Genomic DNA, 26,451 nt, shown 5'->3' on the forward strand with positions numbered 1-26,451 from the left:
ATCGGCATGGTACCGGTCGCGCCGGCTCAGCCCATTCCCGTGAACGCCTTGACGATGCCGACCACGGCGGGGGTGATCACGATGACGAACAGCGCCGGCAGCAGGCAGAAGATCAGCGGGAGCAGGATCTTCACCGTCACCTTCTGCGCCTGCTCCTCGGCCCGCTGGCGCCGCTTGAGCCGCATCTCGCCCGCCTGCACGCGCAGCACATCGCCCAGGGCGATGCCGTAGGCGTCGGCCTGCACGACGGCGCGCACGAACCGGCGCAGCTCCTCGATGTTCGTCCGACGCTCCAGGTCGTGGAAGGCGTCGCGGCGGGTCCGCCCGATGGCCATGTCCTGCTGGACGCGCACGAGCTCGTCCGCGAGCGGCCCCTTGCTGCCGCGTGCGGACTTGACGAGGGCGGCATCGAAGCCGAGACCCGCTTCCACGGCGATGGTCATCTGATCGAGCATGTCGGGCAGCGCGAGCCGGATCGCCTGCTGACGCTCATGCGCCCGTGAGTTGATCAGCACATCCGGGAGGAAGAAGGCGAGCACGACGGCGAAGAACACGAGGAAGAGCATGAACGGCGTCGGACCCATCTGCCCGATCAGGAGCAGACCCAGCACGAGGGCGATCAGCGGGAGCAGGATCTTCCAGACGGCCATTGCGTTCGGCGTCCATCCGCCCGGCCGACCGGCGAAGATGGTCTGCTTCTCGAGCCAGCCGATGTACCCGTGGGGAGCCGCCGCGACCAGACGCGCCCCGATCGAGGCCTGCTGCACGGGCCCGACGTCGGGCGCCACGACGACCGCGGCCGCGTCACCCCCCGGCGACACGGCGTGGGATCCCCGGCGTCTGCCGGACGGGAACAGCAGGAAGACGAACACTCCGAACAGGAGAGCCGTGGCGATGACGATGAGAAGCACGAGGATGGGCATCAGAATGTCACCTTCACCGAATACGACACCCAGATGGTGCCGAGGATCACCAATATCAGCCCGACGATCAGCGCGATCACGCCGATCAGGGACGTGAAGAAGAACGAGATGTAGCCCGGATTCACCAGCGTGACGAGCACGAAGACGCCGATCGGGAGCAGCACGAGGATGATCGCCGAGAGCCGCCCTTCCGCCGAGAGCGCCTTCACGTGCCGGCGGATCTGACCCCGCTCGCGGATGGTCGCGCCGACCTGGTCGAGCACCTCCGCGAGGTTGCCGCCCGTCTCCTGACTGATCGCGATGGCCTGCGACACCCATTCGAAGTCGGGGCTCTTCATCCGCTCGGCGACCGCGTGCAGCGCGTCGGCGAGCGGACGGCCGAGACGGGTCTCGTTGACGATGCGGGCCAGCTCATGCGACACGGGGGCATCCGCCTCCGTGGCGACCGCGGCGATCGCACGGTTGAGCCCGTGACCGGCGCGCAGGGCCCCCGCGATCATCTGCACGAGGTCGTCGATCTGCTCGGCGAACTTCGCCCGGCGGGCGGACGTGCGCGCGCGGATGATGAGCTTCGCGAGCAACGGGCCGAGCACGGCGAAGATCACTGCGAGCAGGAGCGACAGACCGCTGGAGAGACCGAGCAGCGCACCGAGCACGGCGAGCAGACCGGAACCGGCCGCAACCAGGATCACGACGCCGGAAGGCTCGGTGGCGATCCCGGCGAGCTCCAGCTCGTCCTCGCTGAAGAACCTGCGTCGGCGCTTCACACCGGCGGCGTCGAGCGCCTCGGTGGTGCGGGTGGTGAGCCGGGAGAGCGCGGTGACGTGCTCCACGCCGGGAGCGAGACGCCGTGCCCGGGCGATCCGCGGAGCCGGCGGCGCGATCACCAGGAGCACGACCGCGAACAGAGCGAGCCCGCCGGCGGCCAGTCCCGAGTACAGCAGCGTGGCGCTCATCGGGCACCACCCGGGTGCGGGGCGTCGAACACGTCCTCCTGGAACAACGACATCGGCAGGCGGATCCCCGCGTCCGCGATCCGTTCCGCGAATCGTGGACGCACGCCGGTCGGCTTGAGTCGCCCGAGCAGTCGACCCTCGGGATCGAAGCCGGCCGAATAGTCGAACGCGAAGGCGTCCTGCAGGGTGATGATCTCCCCCTCCATGCCGTGCACCTCGGTGACGTGGGTGATCCTGCGCCCGCCGTCCTTGTGCCGCTGGATCTGCACGATCACGTCGACGGCCGAGGAGATCTGCTCGCGGATCGCGCGCAGCGGCAGGTCCATGCCGGCCATCAGGACGAGCGTCTCCAGGCGGCTGACGGCGTCGCGCGGCGAGTTCGCGTGGATCGTCGAGATCGATCCCTCGTGGCCGGTGTTCATCGCCTGCAGCATGTCCAGCGACTCGGCGCCGCGCACCTCGCCGACGACGATGCGGTCGGGGCGCATACGCAGCGAATTGCGGACGAGATCGCGGATCGTGACCTCGCCACGACCCTCGATGTTGGGCGGGCGGGATTCGAGCCGCACCACGTGGTCCTGCTGCAGCTGCAGTTCGACGGCGTCCTCGATCGTGACGATGCGCTCATCGCCCGGGATGAACCCGGAGAGCACGTTGAGCAGCGTCGTCTTGCCCGTGCCGGTTCCGCCCGACACGATCACGTTCAGCTTCGCCTTGACGGCCGCATCGAGCACGGCCGCGACCTCGTTGCTGACCGAACCGAACCCGATGAGCTCGTTGATGGTGTACGGCGTCGCGGCGAACTTCCGGATCGTGAGCGACGAGCCGTCCACGGAGAGCGGAGGGATCACCGCGTTGACGCGCGATCCGTCCTCGAGCCGCGCGTCGACCATCGGCGAGGCCTCATCGATGCGGCGCCCGACCCGGGCGACGATCCGCTCGATCACGCGACGCAGCTGCGGCTCACCGGTGAACCGCGCGGCGACGGGCAGGATCCGGCCGCGCACTTCGACGTAGATCTGGTCGAAGCGGTTCACCATGATCTCGGTGACGTTGTCGTCCTCGAGCAGCGGCTCGAGCGGACCGTAGCCGAGCACGTCGGCGCCGATGTCGTCGATCAGCCTGTTGCGCTCGGAGACCGTGAGCGCAAGCTGTTCGGCCGCGACGATCTCGGCCAGTTCCTTGCGGGCGAGGTCGTGCAGCTGCTCCTCGGTGAGGGAGGAGTCGTTGAGCCGGGTGCCGATGCGGCCGAACAGCTCCTGCGCGGCCTTCTCCTTCACCCCGGCGAGCGCGTCCACGACGTGCTCGCGGGCCGGAGCCGATGCGTCCGCCGACGGACTCGCGGCTGCCGAAGCGGTGGCCTCGGCGGCCCCGGCGGGCGGGGCCTCGTCGGTCACGACGTCGGACCCGATGTCGTGACCGGCGGTCGGCGGATCGGCGGTGATGAGGGCGGGCTCCGGCGCGGTCGGCGGCGCCTGTTCGACCAGCGGAGCCGGTTCGACGGGTGCGGGCCGAGGGATCACCGGCAGGGCGCCGTTCGCCTCGGCGGCGCGCCGGGCGTTGAGGCGGTCATAGAGAGTCATGATCTGCGTTGCCTCCTGAGTGAGCGGGAATTCGGGTCGTGGCCGACGCGGGCGACCAGGATGGAGAGCGCACGGGCGGCAGGATCCCTGGGATCGTCGTCGATGAGCGGCACGCCCCGGTTGCTGGCCAGCACGACGGCGCTCGATCGCGGCACCTCGACGTCGACCGGGGCGCCGATGATCTGCTCGGCGTCCTTCACGGTGATGCCGACGTTCTTCTCGCTCTGGTTGACGACGATGCGCCGGTTGGCCGGCAGCAGGTCGAGCGTGCGCAGCATCTCGAGTTCGGTGCGCAGTGCGCGCAGCGACGGGACGCCGAAGTTCGCCACGAACACCGCATCGGTGACCTGTTCGATCACCGTGAGGGTCTGCTCCCCCAGGCCCGGGGTGGTGTCGACCACGACGTAGCGGAAGATGCCCCGCAGCTGCTGGATGAGGCGGGCGAGGGCCTGCGGCGGGATCTCGTCACCGAGCTCGGGCGAGGGCGCGCTGGCCACCACGAAGAAGTTGTCCCTGTGGTGGGTGAGCATGGTCTTGAGGATGAGCTCGTCCGCCGCGGAGTCCGAGGTCGCCTCGACGATGGTGGCCTCGGGGCGCAGATCCAGGGCGGCGGAGATGTCGCCGAACTGGGTGTCGGCATCGACCAGCACGACCGAGTTCGGGGCGAGTTTCGCCAGTCCTGCGGCGAGGTTGATCGAGATCGTGGTCTTGCCCTGCCCTCCCTTGGGAGCGACGACCGCGAAGGCCTCGGGGCGCTTGCCGGACACGAGCGGCGGGAACTCCCATTGCGGGGTCTCCGGCTCGGCGGGCTCCTCCTCGACGGGCGGTTCGATCGCGGTGCCGACCTCCTCGAGGTCCACGTCGCCCATGAGTTCGGCGAACGCTCTCGACAGGTCGTCCGCGTCGGCGGCGGGCCGAGGGCGGAACTCGCCGACGGTCGCCCTCCCCTCGGCGAGCATCCACTGCACCACCTCGGCGATCGACGCCTTGAGCTGATCGTCGTCGGCGAGCGGGCTGACGACCGCCTGCAGGTGCAGCTCGTCGACCCAGTCCTCGAGGTCGCCCCGCTGCTCCCGCACGACGACGAGGGCGAGGTCCGGGAACCGGGCGGTGAACTCGTTGGCCAGCGACAGCGTCTCCTCGTAGTTCACGACGGGTCCGATGAACGCGATCTTCGGCTCGCCGTCGATCTGTTCGGCGACGGTCGGAGCACCGAACGTCAGGAACGCGCCGGGCACGATGAGGAGTCGGCCGCCGAGCAGACCCCGCAGACGCGCTTCGAACTCGGCGGACCTGCTGACCAGCAGGAATGGCGTACTCATCCTGCGTTCCCGGATGTGATCGGGCCAGCACCGCTGTTGCTGGTCTTGGCGTTCTCCAGGGTCAGCCACATGTGCGCGTAGTTGCCCGCAACGCCCTCGGTGTACCAGACCCAGCGTGCCGCGTCGTTCGCGCTCAGGGCGATCGTCAGCATGACCGTGGTGCTCGACTGCTGGTCTCCCGTCGAGCCGTTCGAGCCGTCCTTCGACGTCTTCACCAGGCCCTGAACCCGAGTGACCAGCACTCCGTGGAACGTGAACCGGGTGACGGGGTCGATCGGATCGGGATAGCCCACGTGGACGCCCCCGCTCTGCGCGGGGTCCGTCGTGGAGATGAGTCCGATGTGATCGCCTGCCTTGACCTGTCCGCCGACGACGCGATCGGCCGGCAGCGAGAAGGACAGCAGCTGCATGCCGGCGGGTACGGGGATGTCTCCGGAGCCGGCGAGGTTCTCCGAGCTCGCGAACCGGGCGGAGCTCAGCTGATCGCCCGGCAGCAGGTCGGCGGACGCCAGAAGTCCGTTGAGCTTGGACAGGTCGGTGACCGCGTCCGGCACGACGTTGCGCTTCGGCACGCTGTCGGAAGTGACGTAGTCCTTGATCTGATCCCCCGGCGTCCCGCGCGGGACCTCCGTCTTCACGATGTACACGTCGGTGAGCTGCGCACCCAGCTGTGCCCGGGCGTCCGCGCCGTGCACGTACGTGATCAGGAAGAAGGCGCCGACAGCGGCGAGGACGAGGGCGAGAATCGCACCGATGATCCTGGTCTTCATTGGTCGGTCCTTTCGATATATCGGTGCCGGGAAACGAAGTCGGAGCCCGGCTGGTTAAGGGTTGCGGGGACGGATCAGTGGCCGGTGAGACTGGACATCTCCGAGGGCGTGATGATCATCTGGACCACCTGGAACCCGTCGGAGCCCGGTCCCCCGTTGCCGAGCGTGAAGGCGTCGCTGACCGCGACGTACTTCAGGAAGTAGCCCTGGAGCCCTCGGCAGCTGCCGTTGCACGCCGGCGCCGTCGGATCGACGTAGGCGCTGCTGCCCGACAGCTTGAATCCGGTGAGCTTGAAGGCCGCGAACTCCAGGAGGTGGAAGCAGATCGTTCCGCCGTTCTGGACGTTCGCTTCGGTGCAGGTCTGATTGACCTGCTTGAACGAGTCGTAGATCGGGATCAGCACGGTGGTGCCGCGCAGGGGAGCGATGTTGCCCGCCTCCGTGCATCCGCTCTGCGCGATGCTGTTGCCCCGTTGGCCCTTCACCCAGATCGAGCCGGCGGTGAAGTCGATGTTCGCCACGCAGGCCGTCGCATTGAGCCAGCCGAAGCCGCCCGGAGCATAGGTCGGATCACATCCGGCGCGCGCCTGGGTGTTGTACTGCACGAGGATCTTGATCGGGTTCGGATTGCTCGGATCCGTCGGCGGATGCACGGCGAATTCGCACAGACCGATTGCCAGCGGCAGCGTCTTCCCGGCGATCGGGGTGCCCCATTGGGCCGATCCGGACGCGGTGACCTTCTCGCTGCTGCCGCCGACGATCGCGCCCGCGAGAATGTGGTTGACATTCGTCTGCGCCGTGACCGTGACGGTGTTCGCATTGAGGTTGATGACCGGGTTGTTCGCCGTCGCACCCCGTGGGATCGACGCGTTCCCGGTGACGTACTGCTGCGCGAGCGCCTGCGCGTTCACCCCGCAGGTCGCCACGTTCTTCGCGCAGGACGACGCCACCGCGAACGCGGCCGCATCGACGCCGTCCTGCAACTGTGCGCGCTCGGCGAAGAGCGCACCGACATCGACGGCGATCGCGCCGATCCCGAGGAGCGGCACCATCAGAAGCGCGACGAAAACCGCGGTCGCCCCCTGCTGCTCCCGGAGAAGATCTCTCAGCCACCGCATATCATCTGCCCCGATCCCGTGAGCGTCAGAGTGCTTCCCGTCGCCCATTTCCAGAATCCCGGAAACAGCAGTTGAGCCGGATAAGTGACGGTCGCCACCACCGATTTTCCGGGATTGCTCTTGCACGAGGTGATATTCAGACTCACCTCACCGGACGTCAGGCCGGGATTCAGACTCGGCGCTGCGGCGTGCACGGCTGCCGCGGCGGCGGCGGACGGATCGTCCGCGATCGCCATCACCCGAGCGGCCTCGCGGGCCGCATTGGTCACTGTGACCTGCTCGTTGAACAGCCGTCCGAACTCGAAGATGCCCAACATCAACAAGATGAGCACCGGGAGCAGGATCGCGAATTCGACCGCCGCAACGCCGCGATCCTCACGCATCCGTTTCATGACATCCCCCTGACGACACGACATTCGTGGCCCGCTCCGCAGGAGCGGGCGACCGGGTGGCGGACCGAGCGAGCGGTCCGCCACTTCGGATCGCGAAGCCCGCGACTAGATCGCGCCGGCGATGTTGTTGAAGAGAGCCAGAAGGTTCTTCCCCAGCAGCGTGACGCCCGCGATGATGACCACCGCGATGAGGGCGACGATGAGGCCGTATTCCACGGCGGTCGCGCCTTCCTCCTCCGCCTGGAGCGAGTTCAGGAACGCCTGCGCCTTGACAAATGCCTTGAGCATGATTGCACCTTTCGGGTCAATAAATGACACGGCCGAATCGTGCAGATCTCCCCCAAGTGAGAGTTCCCCAGTGATAGCGAGGGTTTTCCCCAGCCCACGCCGCATCAATGAACATATAGTGGACCCTGGGCATCCGTTTACGCAAGATGTCAGTAGACCAATATTTCTGTCGAAAACCCAATGAGTCTCCTGAACGTGGCGGACAGCCTGCGCACGTCCCGGTGCACGGTCAGGACTCGGGCGCCACGGGCAGCAGCACCTTCACGCAGAACCCGTCATCGGTGTGCTCTGCGAAGACGTCGCCGCCGTGCGCTCGCGCGAGGCCGCGCGCGATGGCCAGACCCAGGCCCGCCCCCGAGGCGACCGCGTCGACCGCGGCTCCGGCGCCTGCTCCGCCCCGCGACGGATCCGAACGCCAGCCGACCTCGAACATCCGGTCCAGGTCCTCCACCGCCACGCCCGCACCCCGGTCGAGAACCGCGAGCACGAGCCGGTGCGGCGACGGCGACTCCGCGAACACGAGGATCTCGGATCCGGCAGGTGCGTGTCGCACGGCGTTCGTGAGCAGATTCACGATCACCCGGGTGAGCTGATGCGGATCCGCCCACAGCACGTGCCCGTCGATGCCCTCCTGCACGATGCGCACCCCGCGCTCCCCCGCCGCGGCGCGGACGTCGGCCACCGCGTCCGACACCACGTCGAGCAGCTCGACCTGCTCGGTGCGCAGCCGCAGCGAGCCCGAGGTGATCCGGGACAGCTCGAACAGGTCGTCGACCATCCGGCCCATCGTGTCGACCTGGGCGCGCACCTGGCCGGGGAACGCGTCCGGATCGGCGAGCCCCGCCTCGGCCGACTCGGCGAGCGCGCGGATCGCGGTGAGCGGGGTGCGCAGGTCGTGCGAGATCCAGGCGAGGAAGCGCCGGCGGTCGGAGTCCAGCCGCTCCAGCTCGGCTCGCGCCTCGCTGAGCTTCGCCGACACCTCGGCGAGCTCGGCGGAGAGCTCGTCGAACTCCCGCCAGCCGCTGCGACCGCCGTCGACGACGTCGCCCTCGCCGACCCGGCGGACCGCGGCCGACAGCTCCTGCACCGACGACCGCGCCGCCCGCGCCGTGATCCACGCGGTCGCGACCGCGCACAGCAGCGCCGCCCCGACGACCCAGACCAGGATGGTGAAGTCGTGCGCCGAGAGGTACATCTCGGCGGAGATCGCCATCACGCCCGTCGCCAGGGCGAGCACCGACGCGACCCCGACGACGACCAGCCGGAACGTCACGCCCGCCCGCCGCGCCCGGCGCAGGATCAGCACCGCGACGAGCGCGACCACCGCCGCGCAGCCGAGCGCGGTGAGCACGATCAGCAGCACGTCGAGTGCGTCGAGAGGCATCATGAGCGACTCCTCACGGTCCGGATCCGTCCGCCGAGAACCGGTACCCGGCACCCCACTCGGTGAGCAGGTGCAGCGGGTGGCGCGGATCCCGCTCGATCTTCTCCCGCAGCCGGCGCACGTGCACGGTGACGGTCGACGCCTCGCCGAAGGACCAGCCCCAGACCTCGCGCAGGATGTCGTCGCGCGAGAGCACCTCGCCGTCGTGCTGCACGAGGTGGGCGAGCAGCTCGTACTCGCGGGTGGCGAGCGGCACCTCCGCCCCGCGCACGTGCACGCGGCGGCGGGCCGGATCCAGGCGGAAGTCGCCCTTGACGATCTCCCGCGTCGGGGCCGCGGCCGCTCGTGACCGACGCAGCAGCGCGCCGACCCGCAGCAGCAGCTCGCGCAGCGCGAAGGGCTTGACGAGATAGTCGTCGGCGCCGGTCTCCAGGCCCTCGATGCGCTGCTCGACCTCGCCGAGCGCCGTGAGCATGATGATCGGCACGGCCGAGCGCGCGCGGGCGTCGCGCGCCAGCTCGTCGCCGGAGAGGCCGGGCAGCATGCGGTCGACGATGAGCACGTCGGGGGGATCCGCCTGGACGGATCGCTGCGCGCTCACGCCGTCGCCGAAGCCGTCGACCCAGTAGCCGTTCGCGGCGAGGTAGCGCTCGACCGCGGCGCGCACGGTGGGGTCGTCCTCGACGATCACCACCCGCGGGAGCACCGCGGGGGGATCCGCCGGCGGCGCGGGCGGACCTGCCGCGATCCCGTCGTTCATGTTCCGAGGCTAGCCCCGCCCGCCGCGCCAGGATCCGGATCCTTACGGCCTCGAAAGAAGTCGGTTCCACAGGGTGCGACCCGCCTAGCGTCACCTGTGTCCCCGGGCCGACCGGCCTCGAATCCGGACGGCCCGCAACGCGCGCCGCCCGCCGTGAATGGAGCACTCATGCGCAAGACCGCACTCATCCCCATGGCCGTCCTCGCCCTCGGCCTCTCATTGGCGGGATGCAGTTCCCCGTCCTCGCCGTCCTCCGCGCCCGCCGCTCCGGCGACGTCCGCCTCGCCCATGCCCTCGGGCATGCACGACATGCAGAAGACCGGCACCTTCATGGGCCTGAACGGCAAGAGCGTGAAGGGCATGGTCACCGTCTCGGGATCCGAGCTGAAGCTCACCGGCTTCTCCTCCGACCAGGGCCCCGACCTGCACGTCTACCTGACCACCGGCACCGACGAGGCCGCCGTCTCGGCGGGCAAGGAGATCGACGCCGTCGCGTTCGACAAGGACTCCCAGACGTTCATGCTCAGCGGCGTGGACACCTCGATGTACACCCACGTCGTGATCCACTGCGACAAGGCCAAGGCGGTGTTCGGGGCCGCCGCGCTGTCATGAGCCGTCTCCCGGGTGGCGGGCGGCGCTCCTCCCGGCCGTGGATGCTCGTCGCGGCGCTGCTCGGCGGTGCGGCGCGGATCGCGGCCGGCGTGCTCTGGCTGGAGGAGGGGATCCTGAAGTACCGCGCGGGATTCGGATCCGCCGACATCCTCCTCGTCGCGCACGGAACGGCCGGCAACAGCCGCGCGCCCTTCTACTTCCGCCCGCTGGGGTCTGTGATGCAGGCGCTGCCGGGGCTGTTCGGGGTCGCGATCCCGCTGCTCGAGGTGTCGCTCGGGGTGCTGCTCGTGCTCGGTCTGGGCCGCGTGCTCACGCTGCTGGCCGCGCTCGGGTCGATCGGCACGCTGATGCTGTACTGGTCGTCGGATCAGCTCATCGCGCAGTATCCGGTGCTGGTCGCGCTCTCGGCGGCGGTGCTGGTGCTGCCGGGGGCGGAGAGGTTCGGAGCGCTGTGGGTGTGGCGCCGCGTGCGGGCGCGGCGGGGTGCGGCGGTGCGGACGGCGTGATCCGGGCCCGGGTCGACGCGGTGCGGACGGCGCGATCCGCCCTCGGGTCGATGCGGTGCGCTCGGCGTGATCCGGGCGCGGCGTCAGCCGCGTCGGAAACGGCGCCTCTTCGACGGGGCGGGTGGAGCCGGTTCGGGCGCGGCGGGGACGCGCCGTGCCCGCCACGCCTCGACTTCCGCGTCGACATCGCGTGGTTTCGTCACCACCGGCGGGCCGCCGAGCAGCTGACGCCGGGCCTCGATCACGCGGCGGTTGAAGTCCGCGAGCACGGCGCGCACGTCCTGCTCGCGGGGCAGCGCGTCGAGTCGCGCCTCGAGCTCGCGATCCTCGACCCGCAGCATGAGCGCCGGCGGGCCGAGGCCGGTGAGGTTCTCCCGCTCGATCTTGCGGCGGATCCACCAGTCCGGATCGTGGTGGTCGCCGAGGCCCGGGATCGGTTTGCCCGCGCCGGGCAGGTCGTCGAACCGCCCCTGCCGCATGGCGACCTGGATCGCGGTCTCCACGAGCGAGGGCATGGTCTCGGCGTTCAGCGCGGACGGCGCGGGGCGCTCCTCGCCCTGGCGCCGGCGCACCTCCTGCGCCCGGCGCGCGTGATCCGGATCCGTCATGACGCGGCCTCCTCCGCCGTCCTTCCAGGGTACGGCCGGGATCCTTCCGGCGGCCGTTCTCGCGCCTTCCCCGCTCGTGATCTCGTCCTCCACAGGGGCACGTTCCGGCGACTTGTCCACAGATCGGATATTGCTCCTGATCTGGGGTTCGAATGTCGGTGGCTCGCGATTGAATGGGGGCATGACATCGACCACGACCGCGGTTCTCGAGCAGCTGGACGCGCTGCTCGCCGGGGTGCGCGAGCCCAGACTCGACGACCTCGCCGCCTCGGATCTCGTGGAGCTCGTCCTCGCGGCAGGGCGGGTGCAGCGGCGGCTGGACGCGCTCATCACCACGGCGGCGGGCGAGGTGGCGGATCGGGACACGCGGTCCTCCGCCGAGCGGGTGTCTCCGCGCGCCGGGTGCCGCGACGTGACGGAGCTGTTGCGTCGGACTCTGCGGGTCGACACGGGCACGGCCCGCCGGTATGTGCACGCGTCCCGTGCCGTGCACGGTGCGATCCAGCTGTCCAGCGGCGAGACCCTGCCGGCGCGTTACCAGGCGCTGGCCGACGCGATGCGCGACGGCGAGCTGTCGCTCACCGGGCTCCTCGCCGCGACCGCGCCGCTCGAACGCGCTGCGCAGCGGATCGGCGCGGAGGAGCGTGCCGCGGCGGACCGGCTGCTGTCCGATTCGGCGCGAGGCCTCGATCTCGCGGACGACACCGGCCGGCCCGGGCCTGCGCCGACCACGGATGAGCTGTCGGCACTCGCGCACCACATCGCGCTGGCGCTCGATCCGGACGGATCCGAGCCCGCGGATGCGCTGGCGAACCGCAAGCGCGGGCTGACGCTGGGGCAGCCGAGGGACGGGGTGGTTCCGGTGAGCGGCGGGCTGCTTCCCGACGTCGCCGGTCAGCTGCAGCGCCTGTTCGATGCGCTGCTCAATCCGAGGGCCGAGGAATCCGTCGCGGATCCCTCGGGTGTCGTGTTCGCCACAGATGATGGTGGCGGGTCGGACCTCCCGGATCCGGTCGATCCGCGCACCCCGGCGCAGAGGCGTCATGACGCGCTTGCGACCATCCTCACGGCGGCTGCCGCGTCGGACGGATTCCCGACGCTGGGCGGTGCCGCGCCGACCCTGGTCGTGTCCGTCACCGCGGAGGATTACGCGAACGGCACCGGTCGCGCCTCGGTCGAGGGAACCGGTTGGGACGCGCCCATCGGGGTCGCGCGGCACACCGCCTGCGCGGGCGGCGTGCAACGCGTGCTGTTCGACGAGCGGGGGCAGATCGTCGCGCTCGGGACGACCGCCCGCATCTTCACGGCGGTCCAGCGCCGGGCGATCGTGCTGCGGGACCGGGAGTGCCTGATCCCGGGCTGCCCCGTACCGGCGACCTGGTGCGAGATCCACCATGTCACCGAGCACTCCCGCGGCGGCCGCACGCACACGGGCAACGGAGTCGCCCTGTGCTGGCATCACCACCGCACCCTCGACATCTCCGGGTGGAGGATCCGCATGCGCGGTGGGACCCCCGAGATCCGAGGACCGGCCTGGTGGGATCCGCACGGCGGATGGCATCGGCCGAGAGTCCGGCCCGACACCGGCCGAGCCCTCGCGAAGGCGCTCTCGCCATGAGGCCGGCTACCGCGCTCCGGCACCCCGTCTTCGGGCGCTCCTTCCGGCCTGGGTCGTCCGAGCGGGAGCGCGAAGACCCGTGTCCCTGCCCGCCTCTAGGCTCGTGGGGTGCCGTCCGTGACCCTCAACCGCGAGATCCTCCGTCTCGCCGTGCCGGCGCTCGGCGCACTCGTGGCGGAGCCGGCGTTCCTCCTGGTCGACTCCGCGCTCGTCGGCCACCTCGGCACGGTTCCGCTCGCGGGGCTCGGCATCGCGTCCGCGATCCTGCAGACGGTCGTCGGCCTGATGATCTTCCTCGCCTACTCGACGACGCCGGCGGTCGCACGCCGGTTCGGTGCGGGCGAGCACGGCGACGCGGTCTCGGTCGGGATCGACGGGATGTGGCTGGCCCTGGGTCTCGGGGCTGTGCTCGCGGTGGTCGGATCCTTCCTCGTCCCCGTCATCGTGCGGCTGTTCGGTGCGAGCGCGGACGTCGCCGCTCAGGCGAGCGCCTACCTCGTGCCCTCGATGTGGGGGCTGCCCGCGATGCTCGTGGTCTACGCCGCGACCGGCCTGCTGCGCGGCATGCAGGACACCGTCACGCCGCTGTGGATCGCCGGGATCGGCTTCGCGGCGAACGCCCTGCTGAACGCGCTGTTCATCTACGGCTTCGGCTGGGGGATCGCCGGTTCGGCGCTCGGCACCGTCGTCGCGCAGTGGGGGATGGTCGGCGCCTACGTGCTCGTGATCGGACGGCTGGCACGGCGGCACGACGCCTCGGTCGCACCGGAGCTGTCCGGGATCCGCGGATCCGCCCGCTCCGGAGGCTGGCTGTTCCTGCGCACCGTGAGCCTGCGCGTCGCCCTGCTCGCGACCGTCGGCGTGGCGACCGGGATCGGCACTCGCGAGCTCGCCGGCTGGCAGGTCGTGTTCACCATCTTCTCCGCCGCCGCGTTCGCTCTGGACGCGCTCGCGATCGCCGCGCAGGCGCTCATCGGCAAGAGCCTGGGGGCGTCGGATCCCGACGGTGCGCGGCACGTGCTGGCCCGCACCGTCGCCTGGGGCGCATGGTTCGGTGTGATCGTCGGCGCGCTCATCGCCGTGCTCTCGGGCGTGATCGGGCTCGGGTTCACCGGAGACCCGGCGCTCGCGGCGCTGATCCAGCCGGCGCTGCTCGTGCTGGCCGTCGCGCAGCCGATCGCCGGGATCGTGTTCGTGCTCGACGGCGTGCTCATGGGCGCGGGCGACGCTCGGTATCTGGCGATCGCGGGCGGGCTCAACCTCGTGCCGTTCCTGCCGGCGCTCGCGATCATCGCCGCGACCCGGGTGGACGGCGCGCCCGGCCTCATCTGGCTCGCGGTCGCCTTCTTCGGCGTCTACCTGTGCGCGCGCCTCGCCACGCTCGGCCTGCGCGTGCGGACCGGACGGTGGCTCACCGTCGGAGTGTGATCCTGCACCGGCGGCGTGACGGCTCGGTTCTGCACCGATCCTGGCGGGGCCTCCACCGCTGCCCGGGGCACTGGCACGCTGGATGGATCCGCGCGACACTGGAGGGGTGCTGACCATGAACGAACCGCAGGTGTGGACGCTGATCGGCGTGTTCGCGGCGGGGATGTTCGGCATGATCACGATCGTGTCGACGATGTTCGTCCGGGTGGTGCGCGGCGAGATCGGCGGGTTGCGCGGCGAGATCGGCGGGTTGCGCGCCGAGATCAAGGGAGACATCGCCGAACTCCGCACCGAGATCCGCTCGCTCGACCGCGATGTCAACGCCCTGATGAAGCACACCTTCGGCATCGACCGCGACTGACGCGCTTCGACAGACTCAGCGACCGCGCTTCGACAGGCTCAGCGACCGGGCCTCAGGCATGCTCGGCGACCGGGCGTCTCAGGCCGCGGGGCCGGCGTGCCTCCGGCACCACTCGTGCATGATCACGGCGGCCGCCGCGCCCGCGTTGATCGAGCGCGTGGATCCGTACTGGGTGATCTCGACGTGCCCCGCGGCCGCGGCGAGCGCCTCCTCCGACAGCCCGGGCCCCTCCGCGCCGAACAGCAGCACGCAGCGCTCGGGGAGGTCGGCCCGATCGACCGGAACGGCGCCTTCGGTGTTGTCGACCGCGACGATCGGGATCCCCTCCGCCGCGGCCCAGGCGGCGAAGGCGGCGACGTCCTCGTGGTGCACGACGTGCTGGTAGCGATCGGTGACCATCGCGCCGCGACGGTTCCAGCGGCGGCGCCCGACGATGTGCACGGTGTCGGCGAGGAACGCGTTGGCGCTGCGCACGATCGAGCCGATGTTCATGTCGTGCTGCCAGTTCTCGATCGCGACGTGGAACGGGTGCCGCCGGGTGTCCAGGTCGGCGACGATCGCCTCCATCCGCCAGTACCGGTACCGGTCGACGACGTTGCGGGTGTCGCCGTGCGCGAGCAGATCGGGATCGAAGTGCGCCTCGACCGGCCACTCCCCGGGCCACGGACCGACGCCGTGGGAGACGGGGCCGGCGGGCATCTCCCCGTCGGCGGCGGCGCGATGCGCAGGATCCTGCATCCCGCCAGCGTAACGGCCGGCACCCGATCCAGATATTTCGGTGAGCCTAAAACAGCGCTAGGATTTCGGCATGCCTAAATCCGCCGAGACCCTCGCCGCACGCGGGCGCGCGCCGCGTGCGGCCGGCCTCCCCGGCGCGGCTCTGCTGGGGCCCGCCCTGGTCGCCGGGGTCGCCTACGTGGACCCGGGCAACGTCGCCAGCAACATGACCGCCGGCGCCCGTTACGGCTACCTGCTGGTCTGGGTCGTCCTCGTGGCGAACGTGATCGCGTGGCTCGTGCAGTACCTGTCCGCGAAGCTCGGCGTCGTCACCGGTCAGAGCCTGCCCGAGCTGCTCGGCGACCGCCTCCACCACCGCACCGCGCGCCGGGCGTACTGGCTGCAGGCGGAACTCGTCGCGATGGCCACCGACATCGCCGAGGTGATCGGCGGCGCGGTCGCCCTGCAACTGCTGTTCGGCGTCCCGCTGCTGCTCGGCGGCGCGATCACCGGCGTTGCGTCGATGCTGCTGCTCGCGGTGCAGGGCCGGCGCGGCGCGCGCCCGTTCGAGTTCGTCGTGATCGGGCTGCTCGCCGTGATCGCCCTCGGCTTCCTCGCCGGGCTCGTCGTCGCGCCGCCCTCGCCGACCGGGGCGCTCGCGGGCCTCATGCCGCGCTTCACCGACTCCGGATCCGTCCTGCTGGCGACCTCGATCCTCGGCGCGACGATCATGCCGCATGCGATCTACGCGCACTCCGCGCTCACCAGGGACCGGTTCGGATCCGCCCCCGCGCACGGCGCGACGAGCACGGACAGGCCCGCGCGGACCCCGATCGCGCAGCTGCTCGCCGTCACCCGATGGGACGTGACGCTCGCCATGGTCGTGGCCGGCGCCGTGAACGTCGGGATGCTGCTGCTCGCCGCCACGACTCTTCCCGGCGTCGCCGGGACCGACACGCTCGAGGGCGCGCACGCCGCGCTGTCCGCGCAGCTCGGGCCGGTCGTGGGCGTGCTGTTCGCCGTCGGGCTGCTCGCGTCGGGCCTGGCGTCGACGGCAGTCGGCGCCTACGCGGGCGCCGAGATCATGAGCGGGCTGCTCCGGGTGCGGATCCGGATGCCCCTCCGGCGTCTGATCACCCTCGTCCCGGCGCTGCTGATCCTCGGCCTCGGTGTGGATCCGACCTTCGCCCTCGTGCTCAGCCAGGTCGCGCTGTCGTTCGGGATCCCGTTCGCGCTGATCCCCCTCGTCGCGCTCACCGCCCAGCGGCGCACCCTCGGCGCGCACGTGAACCGCCCCTGGACGACCATTGCCGGCATCGTCGCCGCGGCTCTGCTCGTCACCCTGAACGGCGTGCTGCTCTGGCTGCTGCTGACCGGATCCTGACGGTCGTCCCTACGCGCTCTCCGGCCGCCCGGCCTGCGGATGATCGCCACCCGCCTCGTCGGCCGCCCGCGTCACGGCCTCCTGCACTTCGGCCTCCTTCTCGGCGGCCATCCGCGTGCCCGCCGCCCGCGCCGCGTCCCTCGCCCGCGGGGGCAGCAGCTGCTGCGCGATGCCCTGCAGCTCGGCGATCATCTCGAGCTGACGCCGGTTGATCTCGAGCAGCGCCTCGATGTCGGCCTTGGCTGCGACGTTGGTGTCGAAGTCGTGCTGGGCGAGGGCCGCCGCGATCGCATCCTGCCGTTTGGCGGCGATGAGCAGGATCGCGCCCTGCAGACCCGCCAGCATGCTGAGGAAGAGGTTCAGCAGGATGAACGGGTAAGGATCCCACGCCGTCGTCTTGGCGGTGTTGAGCATCCACCACGCCGCCATGAACAGGACGAACCCGCCCACGAACCCCCAGCTCCCCATCGCGTTGCGCAGTCGATCCGCCGATCGCTCGCCGAGGGTGAGCTGACTCTTGGCCCGCTCATGCCAGGTGCTCTCGGGCGACGGGCGGGCGCTGCCCGAGGGCAGCCGCCGGAGGAACGCGGTGAAGTTCTCACTGGACATCGTCTGCTCCCGTCCTGCGTCCGCACGCGCGGATCCCGGTGGATGCGTCCAGTCTCCCGCGCGCGCCCGCGATGCGGCTACGCCCCACCGCCGGCCTGGATCGATCGGACGGCACGAGGCCCGGATCCGCACAGGTGCCGCAGGTAGGCTCGAGGGATGGCCCGCTCCCGTCGTCCCTCCGCCGCACAGATCGCTGCGCAGAGGGCCGAGGCGGCCGCCGCGGCCCGGCGGGGCGTGCGGATCTGCACCTGGGCGTCGATCGTCACCGGAGCGCTCGGGATCCTGTTCCTCGCTGTCCCGAAGCTGCTCCCGGTCGGCAGCCCGTGGGTGCAGCTCGTGCTCGGCGCGCTCACGCTGATCCTGTCGTTCCGCGCCCGGTCGATCGGCATGCGCGGGGTCGACGGGTTCGACGGCCGGCTCTCCCTCGTCGGCGCCCTCGCCGGCTTCGCGATCATGTTCTTCGCGGGGCAGGCCGCGTTCGCGGTGATCTCCGCGATCGGGCACTGACCGCGGATCCGGATCCGGTCCCCGGCTAGGGTGGATCCGTGGCATCCCCCGCGGCTGACGACTACCTGAAGACGGTGTACTCGCACACCGAGTGGCAGCCGGTGCCGATCACCCCGTCGCAGCTCGCAGCGAAGCTCGGCATCGCGCCGTCGAGCGTGACCGAGATGGTGAAGAAGCTCGCCGCGTCGGGCCTCGTCTCGCACGTGCCGTACGGCGCCGTACGGCTCACCGAGGACGGCGAGCGCCGCGCCCTGACCATGCTGCGCCGGCACCGCCTCATCGAGACCTGGCTCGTGCGCGAGTTCGGCTACGCCTGGGACGAGGTGCACGACGAGGCCGAGGTCCTCGAGCACACGATCAGCGACCGCCTGCTGGCGGGCATCGACGCCCGGCTCGGGCACCCGCGCTTCGACCCGCACGGCGACGCGATCCCCGACTCCGCGGGCGCGGTCGAGCGCACCCCGTTCGTGCTGCTGGTCGATGCACCGGCCGGGCACTCCGGACGCGTGCTGCGCGTGGACGACCGCGATCCGGAGCTGCTGCGCGCGCTCGAGTCGGCGGGCGTGGCGATCGGCGGCGAGGTCACGGTGCTCGAGGACGGGCTGCGGATCGGCGGCGCCGACGTGGCGCTGCCCGACGGCGCGGCCGAGGTCGTGTGGCTGTCGGCCTGAGGCCCGCCGGGACCGCCGCGGGTCGAGCACACCGCTCGCACCCTCGCCCCGAACCCACGCCCGTCGGACCCGGAGATGGAAACCGCGCCTGCACGCACCCCGCGAGCAGCGGAATCCATCTTCACACGTCCGTGCGTTCGCGCCGGAGATGGAAACCGCTCCTCCACGCACCCCGCGAGCAGCGGAATCCATCTCCCCGCATCCGCACGTTCGCGCCGGAGATGGAAACCGGTCCTCCACGCGCCCCGCGAGCAGCGGAATCCATCTCCCCGGCGGGCGCGCACGGCCCCACCGCGCCAATCGCCCGCCCCGACATCCGCCCGTAACCGTCCGGTCCTAGGCTGGGCGCATGGTCGAACGCGCGGACATCGAATGCTGGCTCACCGACATGGACGGCGTGCTCGTGCACGAGAACGACGCCCTGCCCGGGGCGGCCGACCTGCTCGCAGGATGGGAGCGCGACGGGATCCCGTACCTGGTCCTCACGAACAACTCGATCTTCACCGCCCGCGACCTCTCCGCCCGGCTCCGCTCGAGCGGCCTGATCGTCCCGGAGGAGCGGATCTGGACCTCGGCCCTCGCGACCGCCGACTTCCTGAAGCAGCAGCTGCCGGGCGGATCCGCGTTCGTGATCGGCGAGGCAGGGATCCTCACCGCGCTGCACGAGGCCGGGTTCATCATGACCGAGACGGATCCCGACTTCGTCGTCGTCGGCGAGACCCGCAACTACTCCTTCGAGGCGATCACGAAGGCGATCCGGCTCATCGAGCGCGGCGCGCGCTTCATCGTCACCAACCCCGACGCCACCGGTCCGAGCGCCGACGGTCCGCTGCCCGCGACCGGCGCGATCGCCGCGCTCATCACGAAGGCGACCGGCAAGGATCCGTACGTGGTCGGCAAGCCGAACCCGATGATGTTCCGCTCGGCGCTCAACAAGATCGGCGCGCACTCGAAGAAGACCGGCATGATCGGCGACCGGATGGACACCGACATCGTCGCCGGCATCGAGGCGGGCCTGCACACCGTGCTCGTGCTGACCGGGATCAGCGACCGCGCCGAGATGGAGAAGTACCCGTTCCGCCCCGACGAGATCTTCGGCGGCGTGATCGACCTGGTCGCCGAGCCTGTCGAAGCGCCCACCGGGACGGACTGACCATGGGTGCGCTCGACGACGGGGTCAGGGTGGTCGCGGCGGACGCCGCAGCCTGGCGCGCCTGGCTCGCCGAGAACCACGCCTCCTCCGCCGGCGCCTGGCTGGTGCGCCCGCGGCCCGGCAACGAGGACGTGCACATCGACTACGAGGACGCGATCCTGCAGGCCCTGTGCTTCGGATGGATCGACGGGCCGGTGCGGAGCTTCGACGAGCGGATCGGCGGCCTGTGGTTCGCACCGCGCCAGGCGTCGAGCGGGTGGGCGGCGACGAACAAGGCCCGCGTGGCCGCGCTCGAGGCGGCCGGACTGCTCGAAGCGGCCGGGATCCGCGCGATCGAGGCCGCGAAGGCGAACGGCGCGTGGACCGTGCTGGACGGACCGGAGGCGGGGATCGAACCCGACGACCTCACCGCCGCACTGGATGCGTCGCCGGCCGCGCGTGCGGGCTGGGACGCGTTCCCTCCCTCGGCCAAGAAGTTCGCGCTCACGCAGATCGCGATGGCGAAGCGCCCGGAGACCCGGGCCGCGCGGATCGCGAAGGTCGCCGCCGACGCCGCGGAGGGGAGGCGGCCATGACCCCCGGCGACAACCAGCTGCTGCTCGTCGTGCTGCTGCTCATCTCGCTCGCGGCGCTCACGGTCTGGATCGTGCAGTTCTTCCGCGGCCGGCGCGGTCGCGGCGACGGCCACGGCCCGTGGTGGGAGGGGCCGTGGGACGAGGACGACAAGGATTCATCCGGTCGTTGAGCGAGCCCCGAGCGCAGCGAGGAGCGAGACGAAACGATCTCCAGACCCCGCCGATCGACGGGCACCGCCCCATCCGCTCGCTGGTCGCGACACGCCCTCATTCCCGGGCTTTGACGACGATTCGCGACCAGCGAGGAGCGAGACGAAACGAGGCGATCGACGGGCACCGCCCGAGGGCAGCTACCGCAGGATCAGCGCCGCGGCACCGATGAGCGGCCCCTCGTCGCCGAGCCCCGAGCGCACCACCCGGGTGCCCCGGGAGTAGGCGTGCTGCGCCGTCTCCGCGAGCGCGGCCTGCACGAGCTCGACGTAGTCGTCCGAGACGCGGGAGAAGCCGCCGCCGATCGCGACGACCTCGAGGTCCACGAGGGTCGAGGCGTCGCCGAGGGCCAGGCCCACGGTGCGCGCGGAGCGCTCGATCGCGGCGCGGGCGATCGGATCCCCGGCCTTGGCGTCGCGGGCGAGATCCTCACCCGCAGCACCCGTCCAGCCCTGCGTGCGCGCCCAGGCGACGCTCGCGGGGCCGGAGGCGACCTGCTCGACCGTGAGCTCGGGCGTCGCGTGCACCTGGCCGAGGTGGCCGGCGTTGCCCGAGGCGCCGGGCATGTACCGGCCGTCGATCACGAACCCGCCGCCGACGCCCGTCGAGACGACGATCGACAGCGACGTGGCCGCGCCCTGGGTGGCGCCGAGCCACGACTCGGCGAGCGCGAGGCAGCCGCCGTCGTGCGCGAACACCGTCGGGACATCCGTCCCGGTCACCGCGGAGGCGGACTCCCGGACCGCTCCGCGCAGGTCGAACCCGCGGGCGCCCGGCATGTTCACGGGGATGATCGTGCCCTGCTCGCGGTCGATCGGGCCGGCGCTGCCGACACCCGCGCCGAGCAGCGCCGCATCCGTGGGCAGACCGGCGAGCGCGTGCGCGACCACCTCGTCGATCGCGGCCCGCATCGACGCGAACGTGGCGTCGGGTCCGGTTGGGCGGCGGCTGCGCGTGCCGTCGACCACGCTGCCGTCGTCGCGCACGAGCGCGGCCTCGAGCTTGGTGCCGCCGACGTCGACGGCGAGCGCGACCGCAGTCATGCGGCCCGCTCCGCCCGGTCACCCGCGACGGATGCACGATCCTGCGACGTCTGCACGACCCGATCCGCGATTCGATCGTGCAGACCTCGCGCGATCGTGCAGATGTCCGCGCCCGAGGTCATCACTGCGGTGCGAGACCCAGGTCGTCGAGGTCGATCGCGGCGAGCCACTGCAGGCCCTCGGCCTCGATCGCGGCCTGCGCCCCGGTCTTGCGGTCGACGATCGAGATCACCGCGACCGGCTCGGCGCCGGCCTTGCGGAGCACCTCGACGGCCTTCAGGGGGGATCCGCCGGTGGTGGAGGTGTCCTCGACGACGACGACGCGCTTGCCGGTGACGTCGGCGCCCTCGATCTGACGGCCGCGGCCGTGGTCCTTCGGTTCCTTGCGCACGACGAACGCGTCGACGGGTGCGCCCGCGCGGACGGACTCGTGCATGACGGCGTTGGCGATCGGGTCGGCGCCCAGAGTGAGGCCGCCGACGGCCTGGATGCCGTCGAGCCCCTGCAGCAGGTCGAGCACGATGCGGCCGATCGCGGGCGCCGCACGGTGGTCGAGCGTCAGCTTGCGCATGTCGACGTAGTACGTCGCCTTCTTGCCGCTGGAGAGCGTGAAATCGCCGTGGAACACCGCCTCGTCCTTGATCAGGGCGATGAGGGCCTGGCGGTCGGCTTCGAGTTCAGGGGTGCTGAGCGTCACGGTCACAGTCTAGGACGCGGGTTCGCCGCGCCCAGGCCCGCGGATCCCCCTGGCCCGGCGGGGAGGACGGTGCGAGACTGGCGGAGACCCGAGACGGAGACACCAGGGAGGATCCCCCATGCTCGACCTCGATCCGTACGCCGCCCTCGCCCGGCTGAGGCCGGTGCCGCCGCTGGAGCTGTCGAGCCCCGACTTCGACGCCGGCGGGCCGCTGCCCGCGTGGGCGTGGTCGGAATCGCGCGGCGGAGCGGACCGGTCCCCCGGCCTCGTCTGGGGCGAGCCGCCGGCCGGCACGAAGAGCTTCGCGCTGAGCGTGCTCGATCCGGACGCCCCCACCGGCACCGGCTTCTGGCACTGGGCGGTGGCGAACATCCCCGCGGACGTGCGGTCGCTGCCGGCCGATGCGGGCGACGGGGAGAGCGGATCCCTGCCGGCCGCGGCGGTCACGCTCCCGAACGAGGCGCGGCTGCCGCGCTACATCGGGGCGGCTCCGCCGGCCGGCACCGGCGTGCACCGCTACTTCTTCACGGTCGACGCGCTCGACATCGCGGAGATCGATCTGACCGGTCGGGAGACGCCCGCCTACCTCGGTTTCAACCGGCATTTCCATGTGCTCGCGCGCGGGATCCTGATCGGCACCGCGGATCCGTCTGTCCGGTAGCGCGCCCCGCGGATCCGCGTTCGTTCTTTCGATAGGTGGAACTTAAGCTTCACATTGTGGTAATCTCGCCGCGAGAGTAATCTCGACATCGAGATAAATCACGCCGAGGAGACACCGATGTCCACCACGCACCGACAGACCGTCGCGATCACGTACGAGACGGCCGCACGCGCTGTGGCGATCGCCCTCGAGATCGGCGCCGAGCGAGGGCTGCCGACCGTGGCCGCCGTCGCCGACCCCTCGATGACGCTCATCGCCTACGGCATGGCCGACGGCTCCACGCCGCACAGCGCCGACACCTCTCAGCGCAAGGCCTTCAGCAGCGCCTCGATCCGCCGCCGAACCGGCCAGATCTCCGAGGCGCTCGCCGCGACCCTGCCTCTCGGCACGGGCGGCAAGATGACCACGATCGACGGCGGAGTCCCGATCTTCTTCGGCGACCTCCACGTCGGCGGCCTCGGCATCGCCGGCGGACCCCCGGCGCTCGACGCCGAGATCGCCCTGGAAACCCTGAAGCGCCTCGGCGCACGCACAGAAGGAATGGAACTATGACCTCGTACCTCTCCCGCGCGGACCTGTCGGTCGCCGCGCCGATCGTCGAGTTCGCCGAGGCGTCGCTTGCCGATGCCGGTCGCGACATCGACGCGTTCTGGGCGGGGGCGAGTGCGATCGTCCACGACCTCGTGCCCCGCAACGCGGCGCTGCTCGCCAAGCGCGACGAGCTGCAGCAGAAGATCGACGAGTACCACCGCGCGAACCCGGGTCTGCCGGATCCGGCCGCCTACCGCGCCTTCCTCACCGAGATCGGCTACCTCGTCCCCGTCCCCGAGTCGGTCAGCGTGACCACCGAGAACGTCGACCCCGAGATCGCCACCCTGGCCGGTCCGCAGCTGGTCGTGCCGCTGCTGAACGCCCGCTTCGCGCTGAACGCCGCGAACGCCCGCTGGGGATCCCTCTACGACGCCCTGTACGGCACCGACGCGATCGACCAGACCGGCGAGCTCGCCCCCGGCACGGAGTTCAACCCCGCCCGCGCCGCCGCGGTCGTCGCCTACGGCCGCCGCCTGCTCGACGGCATCGCCCCGCTCGCCGACGGCTCGCACACCGAGGCCACCGGCTACCGCGTGGACGCGGACGGCCTCGTCGTCTCGACCGCCGCCGGCGACCGCCGCCTCGCCGACCCCGCCCGCTTCGTGGGCTACACCGGCGACGCCGACGCCCCCGGCGCGGTGCTGCTGGTGCAGAACGGCACGCACGCCGAGATCCTCATCGACCGCACCGGACGGATCGGCAGCACCGACGCCGCCGGCGTGCAGGACATCATCCTGGAGTCCGCGCTCACCGCGATCCTCGACCTCGAGGACTCGGTCGCGGCCGTCGACGGCGACGACAAGGCGCTCGGCTACCGCAACTGGCGCGGCTTCATGGACGGCACCCTCACCGAGTCCGTCACCAAGGGCGGCCGCACGTTCACACGTGCGCTGAACCCGGACCGCACCTACCGCACCGCGAACGGCGGCGAGATCACGCTCCCCGGCCGCGCCGTGCTGTTCATCCGCAACGTCGGCCACCTGATGCGCACGCCCGCCGTGCTCGACCGCAACGGCGAAGAGGTGTTCGAGGGCATCGTCGACGCGATCATGACTGCGCTCGGCACGCTGCCGGAGCTCGAGGGCCCGAACCGCGGCCGCAACTCCCGCACCGGCTCGATGTACATCGTCAAGCCCAAGATGCACGGCCCCGAAGAGGTCGCGTTCGCCACCGAGCTGTTCGGCCGCGTCGAGGAGCTCCTCGGCCTGCCCGCGCGCACCATGAAGGTCGGCATCATGGACGAGGAGCGCCGCACCTCGGCGAACCTCGCCGCCGCGATCGCCGCCGGATCCGACCGGGTCGTGTTCATCAACACCGGCTTCCTGGACCGCACCGGCGACGAGATCCACACCTCGCTGCACGCCGGCCCGTTCCTGCCGAAGGCCGGCATCAAGGCCCAGCCGTTCATGAAGGCCTACGAGGACCGCAACGTCGCGATCGGCGTCGCCGCGGGTCTCAGCGGACGCGCGCAGATCGGCAAGGGCATGTGGGCCGAGCCCGACCTCATGCACGACATGCTCGAGAAGAAGATCGCGCACCCGCTCGCCGGCGCCTCGACCGCGTGGGTGCCCTCGCCGACCGCCGGGACGCTGCACGCGCTGCACTACCACGAGGTCGACCCGTTCACCGTGCGGGCGACGCTGCCGCCGGTCGACGACAGCGCACTGGACCGCCTGCTCGTCCCGCCGCTCGCGGACGAGGGCGCGCTCACGCCCGAGGTCGTCGCCGAGGAGATCGACAACAACGTGCAGTCGATCCTCGGCTACGTCGTGCGCTGGATCGACCAGGGCATCGGCGTCTCGAAGGTCCCGGACATCCACGACATCGGTCTGATGGAGGACCGCGCCACGCTGCGCATCTCCAGCCAGCTGCTGGCGAACTGGCTGCTCCACGGCGTGATCACCGAGGCGCAGGTCGACGACAGCCTGCGGCGTCTCGCGGTCGTGGTCGACGAGCAGAACGCCGGGGACCCGAACTACGAGCCGCTCGCGTTCGCCGAGGGCGAGGAGCCGGGTATCGCGTTCACCGCTGCCCGCCGCCTGATCGTCGAGGGCGCCGCGCAGCCGAGCGGCTACACCGAGCCGCTGCTGCACGGCCTGCGTCGCGAGAAGAAGGCCGAGCAGGCCGCAGCGGTCACGGCGTAAGCCGCGGCCCCGAGGCCCTGCCATCGAGAGGCGGGCGGATCCACCCGGGCCCGCCCGCCTCTCGGCGTCTTCGCGCCGGCGTCCCCGCCGTCAGTGTGCGGGCACCTGCGCCTCGACCCACCGCGGGCCGGGCCTCGTCGCCGCGGCGTGCGCGTAGGCGGAGTGCCAGATCCGCTCGAACCGGCCCGGATCCATCGCGCCGGACCGGTAGGCGAGACTCGCGGCCTGGATCGTGTCGGCGAGGGCGTCCAGCCGGCGCCGGTGCTCGCCCTGCTCGCTGCTCTCCCCGCGCATCGGGCTGCACGACCAGAGCGCGGCGGCCGCGCGCCGCACCGTTCGCGTGCTCCGGGCGAGGGCGACCCCCGCCGCGACGAGCAGCGCGCCGAGCAGGAGCGCGGAGGCCAGCGGCGGGACGCCGACCGCGGTGAGCGCGATCCAGAGGATGAGGCCCGCGCCTCCCGCGACGGGCGGATAGCAGCGGGAGATCTCCGCGCGCCGTCGATCCCGCTCCGACGCCTCGGGCGGGTAGATCACGAGCAGGCTCGAGACGACGCCGTACCGGCTGACCGTGCGCGACAGGTACCCCCAGTGCAGGCGAGGGCGGTGCGTGCGCGGGGCGCGCACCCTCGCGGAACCGGAGGGGGTCCCCTCCGGGAACGCGGATCGCTGTTCGATGACCATGGCTCCACCCTGCGTCCGGGTCTCGGGCCGGGTACCGGATCCATACGGAACGCATGCGGGTGCCCCGCGGATCCCCGCGCTTCCCGAACACCCTGCCGGTTTCGAAGCGCGAAGTTCGCTCGATATCGGGTCCGGATGCGGCAGACATCGCGCCTCGAAACCGGGAGAGCGGGCGCGGT

General features: G+C 71.3%; 30 protein-coding genes. 14 read left to right on the top strand and 16 right to left on the bottom strand.

Annotated features, from left to right (window positions below; translation table 11 throughout):
* Positions 1-26 precede the first annotated feature (26 nt).
* From RBR11_RS05665 to RBR11_RS05710, 10 genes are all read right to left on the bottom strand, one after another.
* Positions 27-923: a type II secretion system F family protein gene (locus RBR11_RS05665; protein ID WP_308488345.1), complete on the bottom strand. Its 897-nt coding sequence runs from the start codon at positions 921-923 to the stop codon at positions 27-29.
* Positions 923-1,879, bottom strand: coding sequence for a type II secretion system F family protein (locus tag RBR11_RS05670; RefSeq protein WP_308488346.1), 957 nt, complete (start codon positions 1,877-1,879; stop codon positions 923-925). Before RBR11_RS05670 ends, RBR11_RS05665 begins: the two co-directional genes overlap by 1 nt.
* Positions 1,876-3,462, bottom strand: a complete 1,587-nt coding sequence (locus RBR11_RS05675) for a TadA family conjugal transfer-associated ATPase (protein WP_308488347.1) — start codon at positions 3,460-3,462, stop codon at positions 1,876-1,878. Before RBR11_RS05675 ends, RBR11_RS05670 begins: the two co-directional genes overlap by 4 nt.
* Positions 3,459-4,784, bottom strand: a complete 1,326-nt coding sequence (locus RBR11_RS05680; RefSeq protein ID WP_308488348.1) for a CpaE/TadZ family protein — start codon at positions 4,782-4,784, stop codon at positions 3,459-3,461. Before RBR11_RS05680 ends, RBR11_RS05675 begins: the two co-directional genes overlap by 4 nt.
* Positions 4,781-5,554 (bottom strand): Flp pilus assembly protein CpaB, encoded by a 774-nt coding sequence (gene cpaB, locus RBR11_RS05685; RefSeq protein WP_308488349.1) that lies wholly within the window; start codon positions 5,552-5,554, stop codon positions 4,781-4,783. The genes RBR11_RS05680 and cpaB overlap by 4 nt, the downstream gene beginning before the upstream one ends.
* A 74-nt stretch (positions 5,555-5,628) precedes the next feature.
* The gene (locus RBR11_RS05690) at positions 5,629-6,720 is read right to left on the bottom strand and encodes a pilus assembly protein TadG-related protein (protein ID WP_308488730.1); all 1,092 of its coding nucleotides are present in this window, start codon (positions 6,718-6,720) and stop codon (positions 5,629-5,631) included.
* Entirely contained in the window at positions 6,660-7,064 is a 405-nt protein-coding gene (locus tag RBR11_RS05695; protein WP_308488350.1) for a TadE family protein, read from the bottom strand. The genes RBR11_RS05690 and RBR11_RS05695 overlap by 61 nt, the downstream gene beginning before the upstream one ends.
* A 105-nt stretch (positions 7,065-7,169) precedes the next feature.
* Positions 7,170-7,352, bottom strand: a complete 183-nt coding sequence (locus RBR11_RS05700) for a Flp family type IVb pilin (RefSeq protein WP_308488351.1) — start codon at positions 7,350-7,352, stop codon at positions 7,170-7,172.
* Positions 7,353-7,581: 229 nt separating this feature from the next.
* Entirely contained in the window at positions 7,582-8,739 is a 1,158-nt protein-coding gene (locus RBR11_RS05705; RefSeq protein WP_308488352.1) for a sensor histidine kinase, read from the bottom strand.
* 10 nt (positions 8,740-8,749) lie between these two features.
* Positions 8,750-9,496: a response regulator transcription factor gene (locus tag RBR11_RS05710; RefSeq protein ID WP_308488353.1), complete on the bottom strand. Its 747-nt coding sequence runs from the start codon at positions 9,494-9,496 to the stop codon at positions 8,750-8,752.
* Positions 9,497-9,664: 168 nt separating this feature from the next.
* Here RBR11_RS05710 and RBR11_RS05715 point away from each other — a divergent pair, with 168 nt between their 5' ends.
* Together RBR11_RS05715 and RBR11_RS05720 are read left to right on the top strand one after the other, a co-directional pair.
* The gene (locus RBR11_RS05715; RefSeq protein WP_308488354.1) at positions 9,665-10,108 is read left to right on the top strand and encodes a DM13 domain-containing protein; all 444 of its coding nucleotides are present in this window, start codon (positions 9,665-9,667) and stop codon (positions 10,106-10,108) included.
* Positions 10,105-10,614 carry a hypothetical protein gene (locus RBR11_RS05720; RefSeq protein ID WP_308488355.1) on the top strand — a complete coding sequence of 170 codons (510 nt, stop codon included), beginning with the start codon at positions 10,105-10,107 and terminating at the stop codon, positions 10,612-10,614. The genes RBR11_RS05715 and RBR11_RS05720 overlap by 4 nt, the downstream gene beginning before the upstream one ends.
* A gap of 83 nt (positions 10,615-10,697) precedes the next feature.
* On the opposite strand, the gene RBR11_RS05725 is transcribed toward RBR11_RS05720, so the two are convergent.
* Positions 10,698-11,222 (bottom strand): DnaJ family domain-containing protein, encoded by a 525-nt coding sequence (locus RBR11_RS05725; RefSeq protein WP_308488356.1) that lies wholly within the window; start codon positions 11,220-11,222, stop codon positions 10,698-10,700.
* Between the two features lie 181 nt (positions 11,223-11,403).
* Here RBR11_RS05725 and RBR11_RS05730 point away from each other — a divergent pair, with 181 nt between their 5' ends.
* The 3 genes from RBR11_RS05730 (at position 11,404) to RBR11_RS05740 (ending at position 14,629) form a co-directional block, all read left to right on the top strand.
* Positions 11,404-12,840: an HNH endonuclease signature motif containing protein gene (locus RBR11_RS05730; RefSeq protein ID WP_308488357.1), complete on the top strand. Its 1,437-nt coding sequence runs from the start codon at positions 11,404-11,406 to the stop codon at positions 12,838-12,840.
* 108 nt (positions 12,841-12,948) lie between these two features.
* Positions 12,949-14,268 carry an MATE family efflux transporter gene (locus tag RBR11_RS05735; protein ID WP_308488358.1) on the top strand — a complete coding sequence of 440 codons (1,320 nt, stop codon included), beginning with the start codon at positions 12,949-12,951 and terminating at the stop codon, positions 14,266-14,268.
* 115 nt (positions 14,269-14,383) lie between these two features.
* Positions 14,384-14,629, top strand: coding sequence for a hypothetical protein (locus RBR11_RS05740; protein ID WP_308488359.1), 246 nt, complete (start codon positions 14,384-14,386; stop codon positions 14,627-14,629).
* A gap of 78 nt (positions 14,630-14,707) precedes the next feature.
* On the opposite strand, the gene RBR11_RS05745 is transcribed toward RBR11_RS05740, so the two are convergent.
* Positions 14,708-15,367 carry a TrmH family RNA methyltransferase gene (locus tag RBR11_RS05745; RefSeq protein ID WP_373889774.1) on the bottom strand — a complete coding sequence of 220 codons (660 nt, stop codon included), beginning with the start codon at positions 15,365-15,367 and terminating at the stop codon, positions 14,708-14,710.
* Between the two features lie 70 nt (positions 15,368-15,437).
* Here RBR11_RS05745 and RBR11_RS05750 point away from each other — a divergent pair, with 70 nt between their 5' ends.
* The gene (locus RBR11_RS05750) at positions 15,438-16,730 is read left to right on the top strand and encodes an Nramp family divalent metal transporter (RefSeq protein WP_308488360.1); all 1,293 of its coding nucleotides are present in this window, start codon (positions 15,438-15,440) and stop codon (positions 16,728-16,730) included.
* 9 nt (positions 16,731-16,739) lie between these two features.
* Here the strand turns inward: RBR11_RS05750 and RBR11_RS05755 are convergent, their stop codons facing one another.
* On the bottom strand, positions 16,740-17,339 hold the full coding sequence (locus RBR11_RS05755) for a DUF1003 domain-containing protein (RefSeq protein ID WP_308488361.1): 600 nt from the start codon (positions 17,337-17,339) through the stop codon (positions 16,740-16,742).
* A 156-nt stretch (positions 17,340-17,495) separates the two neighbouring features.
* Here RBR11_RS05755 and RBR11_RS05760 point away from each other — a divergent pair, with 156 nt between their 5' ends.
* The 5 genes from RBR11_RS05760 (at position 17,496) to RBR11_RS05780 (ending at position 20,415) form a co-directional block, all read left to right on the top strand.
* Positions 17,496-17,846, top strand: a complete 351-nt coding sequence (locus RBR11_RS05760) for a hypothetical protein (protein ID WP_308488362.1) — start codon at positions 17,496-17,498, stop codon at positions 17,844-17,846.
* Positions 17,847-17,884: 38 nt separating this feature from the next.
* Positions 17,885-18,517 (top strand): metal-dependent transcriptional regulator, encoded by a 633-nt coding sequence (locus RBR11_RS05765; RefSeq protein WP_308488363.1) that lies wholly within the window; start codon positions 17,885-17,887, stop codon positions 18,515-18,517.
* Positions 18,518-18,866: 349 nt separating this feature from the next.
* A complete protein-coding gene (locus RBR11_RS05770; RefSeq protein WP_308488364.1) occupies positions 18,867-19,670 on the top strand; it encodes an HAD-IIA family hydrolase in 804 nt (267 codons plus the stop codon).
* 2 nt (positions 19,671-19,672) lie between these two features.
* Positions 19,673-20,245 carry a YdeI/OmpD-associated family protein gene (locus RBR11_RS05775; protein WP_308488365.1) on the top strand — a complete coding sequence of 191 codons (573 nt, stop codon included), beginning with the start codon at positions 19,673-19,675 and terminating at the stop codon, positions 20,243-20,245.
* A complete protein-coding gene (locus RBR11_RS05780) occupies positions 20,242-20,415 on the top strand; it encodes a hypothetical protein (protein WP_308488366.1) in 174 nt (57 codons plus the stop codon). Before RBR11_RS05775 ends, RBR11_RS05780 begins: the two co-directional genes overlap by 4 nt.
* Positions 20,416-20,595: 180 nt before the next feature.
* Here the strand turns inward: RBR11_RS05780 and RBR11_RS05785 are convergent, their stop codons facing one another.
* Both RBR11_RS05785 and pyrE read right to left on the bottom strand, forming a co-directional pair.
* Positions 20,596-21,498 (bottom strand): ROK family protein, encoded by a 903-nt coding sequence (locus RBR11_RS05785; RefSeq protein ID WP_308488367.1) that lies wholly within the window; start codon positions 21,496-21,498, stop codon positions 20,596-20,598.
* 121 nt (positions 21,499-21,619) lie between these two features.
* Entirely contained in the window at positions 21,620-22,195 is a 576-nt protein-coding gene (gene pyrE, locus RBR11_RS05790; RefSeq protein WP_373889775.1) for an orotate phosphoribosyltransferase, read from the bottom strand.
* 118 nt (positions 22,196-22,313) lie between these two features.
* Here pyrE and RBR11_RS05795 point away from each other — a divergent pair, with 118 nt between their 5' ends.
* The 3 genes from RBR11_RS05795 (at position 22,314) to RBR11_RS05805 (ending at position 25,591) form a co-directional block, all read left to right on the top strand.
* On the top strand, positions 22,314-22,856 hold the full coding sequence (locus RBR11_RS05795) for a YbhB/YbcL family Raf kinase inhibitor-like protein (protein ID WP_308488369.1): 543 nt from the start codon (positions 22,314-22,316) through the stop codon (positions 22,854-22,856).
* A 117-nt stretch (positions 22,857-22,973) separates the two neighbouring features.
* Positions 22,974-23,408, top strand: coding sequence for a GlcG/HbpS family heme-binding protein (locus RBR11_RS05800; RefSeq protein ID WP_308488370.1), 435 nt, complete (start codon positions 22,974-22,976; stop codon positions 23,406-23,408).
* Complete coding sequence (locus RBR11_RS05805) at positions 23,405-25,591, top strand: malate synthase G (protein WP_308488371.1); 2,187 nt, start codon at positions 23,405-23,407, stop codon at positions 25,589-25,591. Before RBR11_RS05800 ends, RBR11_RS05805 begins: the two co-directional genes overlap by 4 nt.
* Before the next feature lie 90 nt (positions 25,592-25,681).
* On the opposite strand, the gene RBR11_RS05810 is transcribed toward RBR11_RS05805, so the two are convergent.
* Positions 25,682-26,272, bottom strand: a complete 591-nt coding sequence (locus RBR11_RS05810; protein WP_308488372.1) for a DUF6611 family protein — start codon at positions 26,270-26,272, stop codon at positions 25,682-25,684.
* Positions 26,273-26,451 lie beyond the last annotated feature (179 nt).

Origin of the sequence: Microbacterium capsulatum (assembly GCF_030865425.1) — a bacterium.
GTDB classification, from domain to species: Bacteria; Actinomycetota; Actinomycetes; order Actinomycetales; family Microbacteriaceae; genus Microbacterium; species Microbacterium capsulatum.

Coding starts and splice junctions, on each gene's coding strand:
- RBR11_RS05665 (WP_308488345.1), bottom strand. CDS start 923: ATGCCCATCCTCGTGCTTCTCATCGTCATCGCCACGGCTCTCCTGTTC.
- RBR11_RS05670 (WP_308488346.1), bottom strand. CDS start 1,879: ATGAGCGCCACGCTGCTGTACTCGGGACTGGCCGCCGGCGGGCTCGCT.
- RBR11_RS05675 (WP_308488347.1), bottom strand. CDS start 3,462: ATGACTCTCTATGACCGCCTCAACGCCCGGCGCGCCGCCGAGGCGAAC.
- RBR11_RS05680 (WP_308488348.1), bottom strand. CDS start 4,784: ATGAGTACGCCATTCCTGCTGGTCAGCAGGTCCGCCGAGTTCGAAGCG.
- cpaB (WP_308488349.1), bottom strand. CDS start 5,554: ATGAAGACCAGGATCATCGGTGCGATTCTCGCCCTCGTCCTCGCCGCT.
- RBR11_RS05690 (WP_308488730.1), bottom strand. CDS start 6,720: ATGGGCGACGGGAAGCACTCTGACGCTCACGGGATCGGGGCAGATGAT.
- RBR11_RS05695 (WP_308488350.1), bottom strand. CDS start 7,064: ATGAAACGGATGCGTGAGGATCGCGGCGTTGCGGCGGTCGAATTCGCG.
- RBR11_RS05700 (WP_308488351.1), bottom strand. CDS start 7,352: ATGCTCAAGGCATTTGTCAAGGCGCAGGCGTTCCTGAACTCGCTCCAG.
- RBR11_RS05705 (WP_308488352.1), bottom strand. CDS start 8,739: ATGATGCCTCTCGACGCACTCGACGTGCTGCTGATCGTGCTCACCGCG.
- RBR11_RS05710 (WP_308488353.1), bottom strand. CDS start 9,496: ATGAACGACGGGATCGCGGCAGGTCCGCCCGCGCCGCCGGCGGATCCC.
- RBR11_RS05715 (WP_308488354.1), top strand. CDS start 9,665: ATGCGCAAGACCGCACTCATCCCCATGGCCGTCCTCGCCCTCGGCCTC.
- RBR11_RS05720 (WP_308488355.1), top strand. CDS start 10,105: ATGAGCCGTCTCCCGGGTGGCGGGCGGCGCTCCTCCCGGCCGTGGATG.
- RBR11_RS05725 (WP_308488356.1), bottom strand. CDS start 11,222: ATGACGGATCCGGATCACGCGCGCCGGGCGCAGGAGGTGCGCCGGCGC.
- RBR11_RS05730 (WP_308488357.1), top strand. CDS start 11,404: ATGACATCGACCACGACCGCGGTTCTCGAGCAGCTGGACGCGCTGCTC.
- RBR11_RS05740 (WP_308488359.1), top strand. CDS start 14,384: ATGAACGAACCGCAGGTGTGGACGCTGATCGGCGTGTTCGCGGCGGGG.
- RBR11_RS05745 (WP_373889774.1), bottom strand. CDS start 15,367: ATGCAGGATCCTGCGCATCGCGCCGCCGCCGACGGGGAGATGCCCGCC.
- RBR11_RS05750 (WP_308488360.1), top strand. CDS start 15,438: ATGCCTAAATCCGCCGAGACCCTCGCCGCACGCGGGCGCGCGCCGCGT.
- RBR11_RS05755 (WP_308488361.1), bottom strand. CDS start 17,339: ATGTCCAGTGAGAACTTCACCGCGTTCCTCCGGCGGCTGCCCTCGGGC.
- RBR11_RS05760 (WP_308488362.1), top strand. CDS start 17,496: ATGGCCCGCTCCCGTCGTCCCTCCGCCGCACAGATCGCTGCGCAGAGG.
- RBR11_RS05770 (WP_308488364.1), top strand. CDS start 18,867: ATGGTCGAACGCGCGGACATCGAATGCTGGCTCACCGACATGGACGGC.
- RBR11_RS05775 (WP_308488365.1), top strand. CDS start 19,673: ATGGGTGCGCTCGACGACGGGGTCAGGGTGGTCGCGGCGGACGCCGCA.
- RBR11_RS05780 (WP_308488366.1), top strand. CDS start 20,242: ATGACCCCCGGCGACAACCAGCTGCTGCTCGTCGTGCTGCTGCTCATC.
- RBR11_RS05785 (WP_308488367.1), bottom strand. CDS start 21,498: ATGACTGCGGTCGCGCTCGCCGTCGACGTCGGCGGCACCAAGCTCGAG.
- RBR11_RS05795 (WP_308488369.1), top strand. CDS start 22,314: ATGCTCGACCTCGATCCGTACGCCGCCCTCGCCCGGCTGAGGCCGGTG.
- RBR11_RS05800 (WP_308488370.1), top strand. CDS start 22,974: ATGTCCACCACGCACCGACAGACCGTCGCGATCACGTACGAGACGGCC.
- RBR11_RS05805 (WP_308488371.1), top strand. CDS start 23,405: ATGACCTCGTACCTCTCCCGCGCGGACCTGTCGGTCGCCGCGCCGATC.
- RBR11_RS05810 (WP_308488372.1), bottom strand. CDS start 26,272: ATGGTCATCGAACAGCGATCCGCGTTCCCGGAGGGGACCCCCTCCGGT.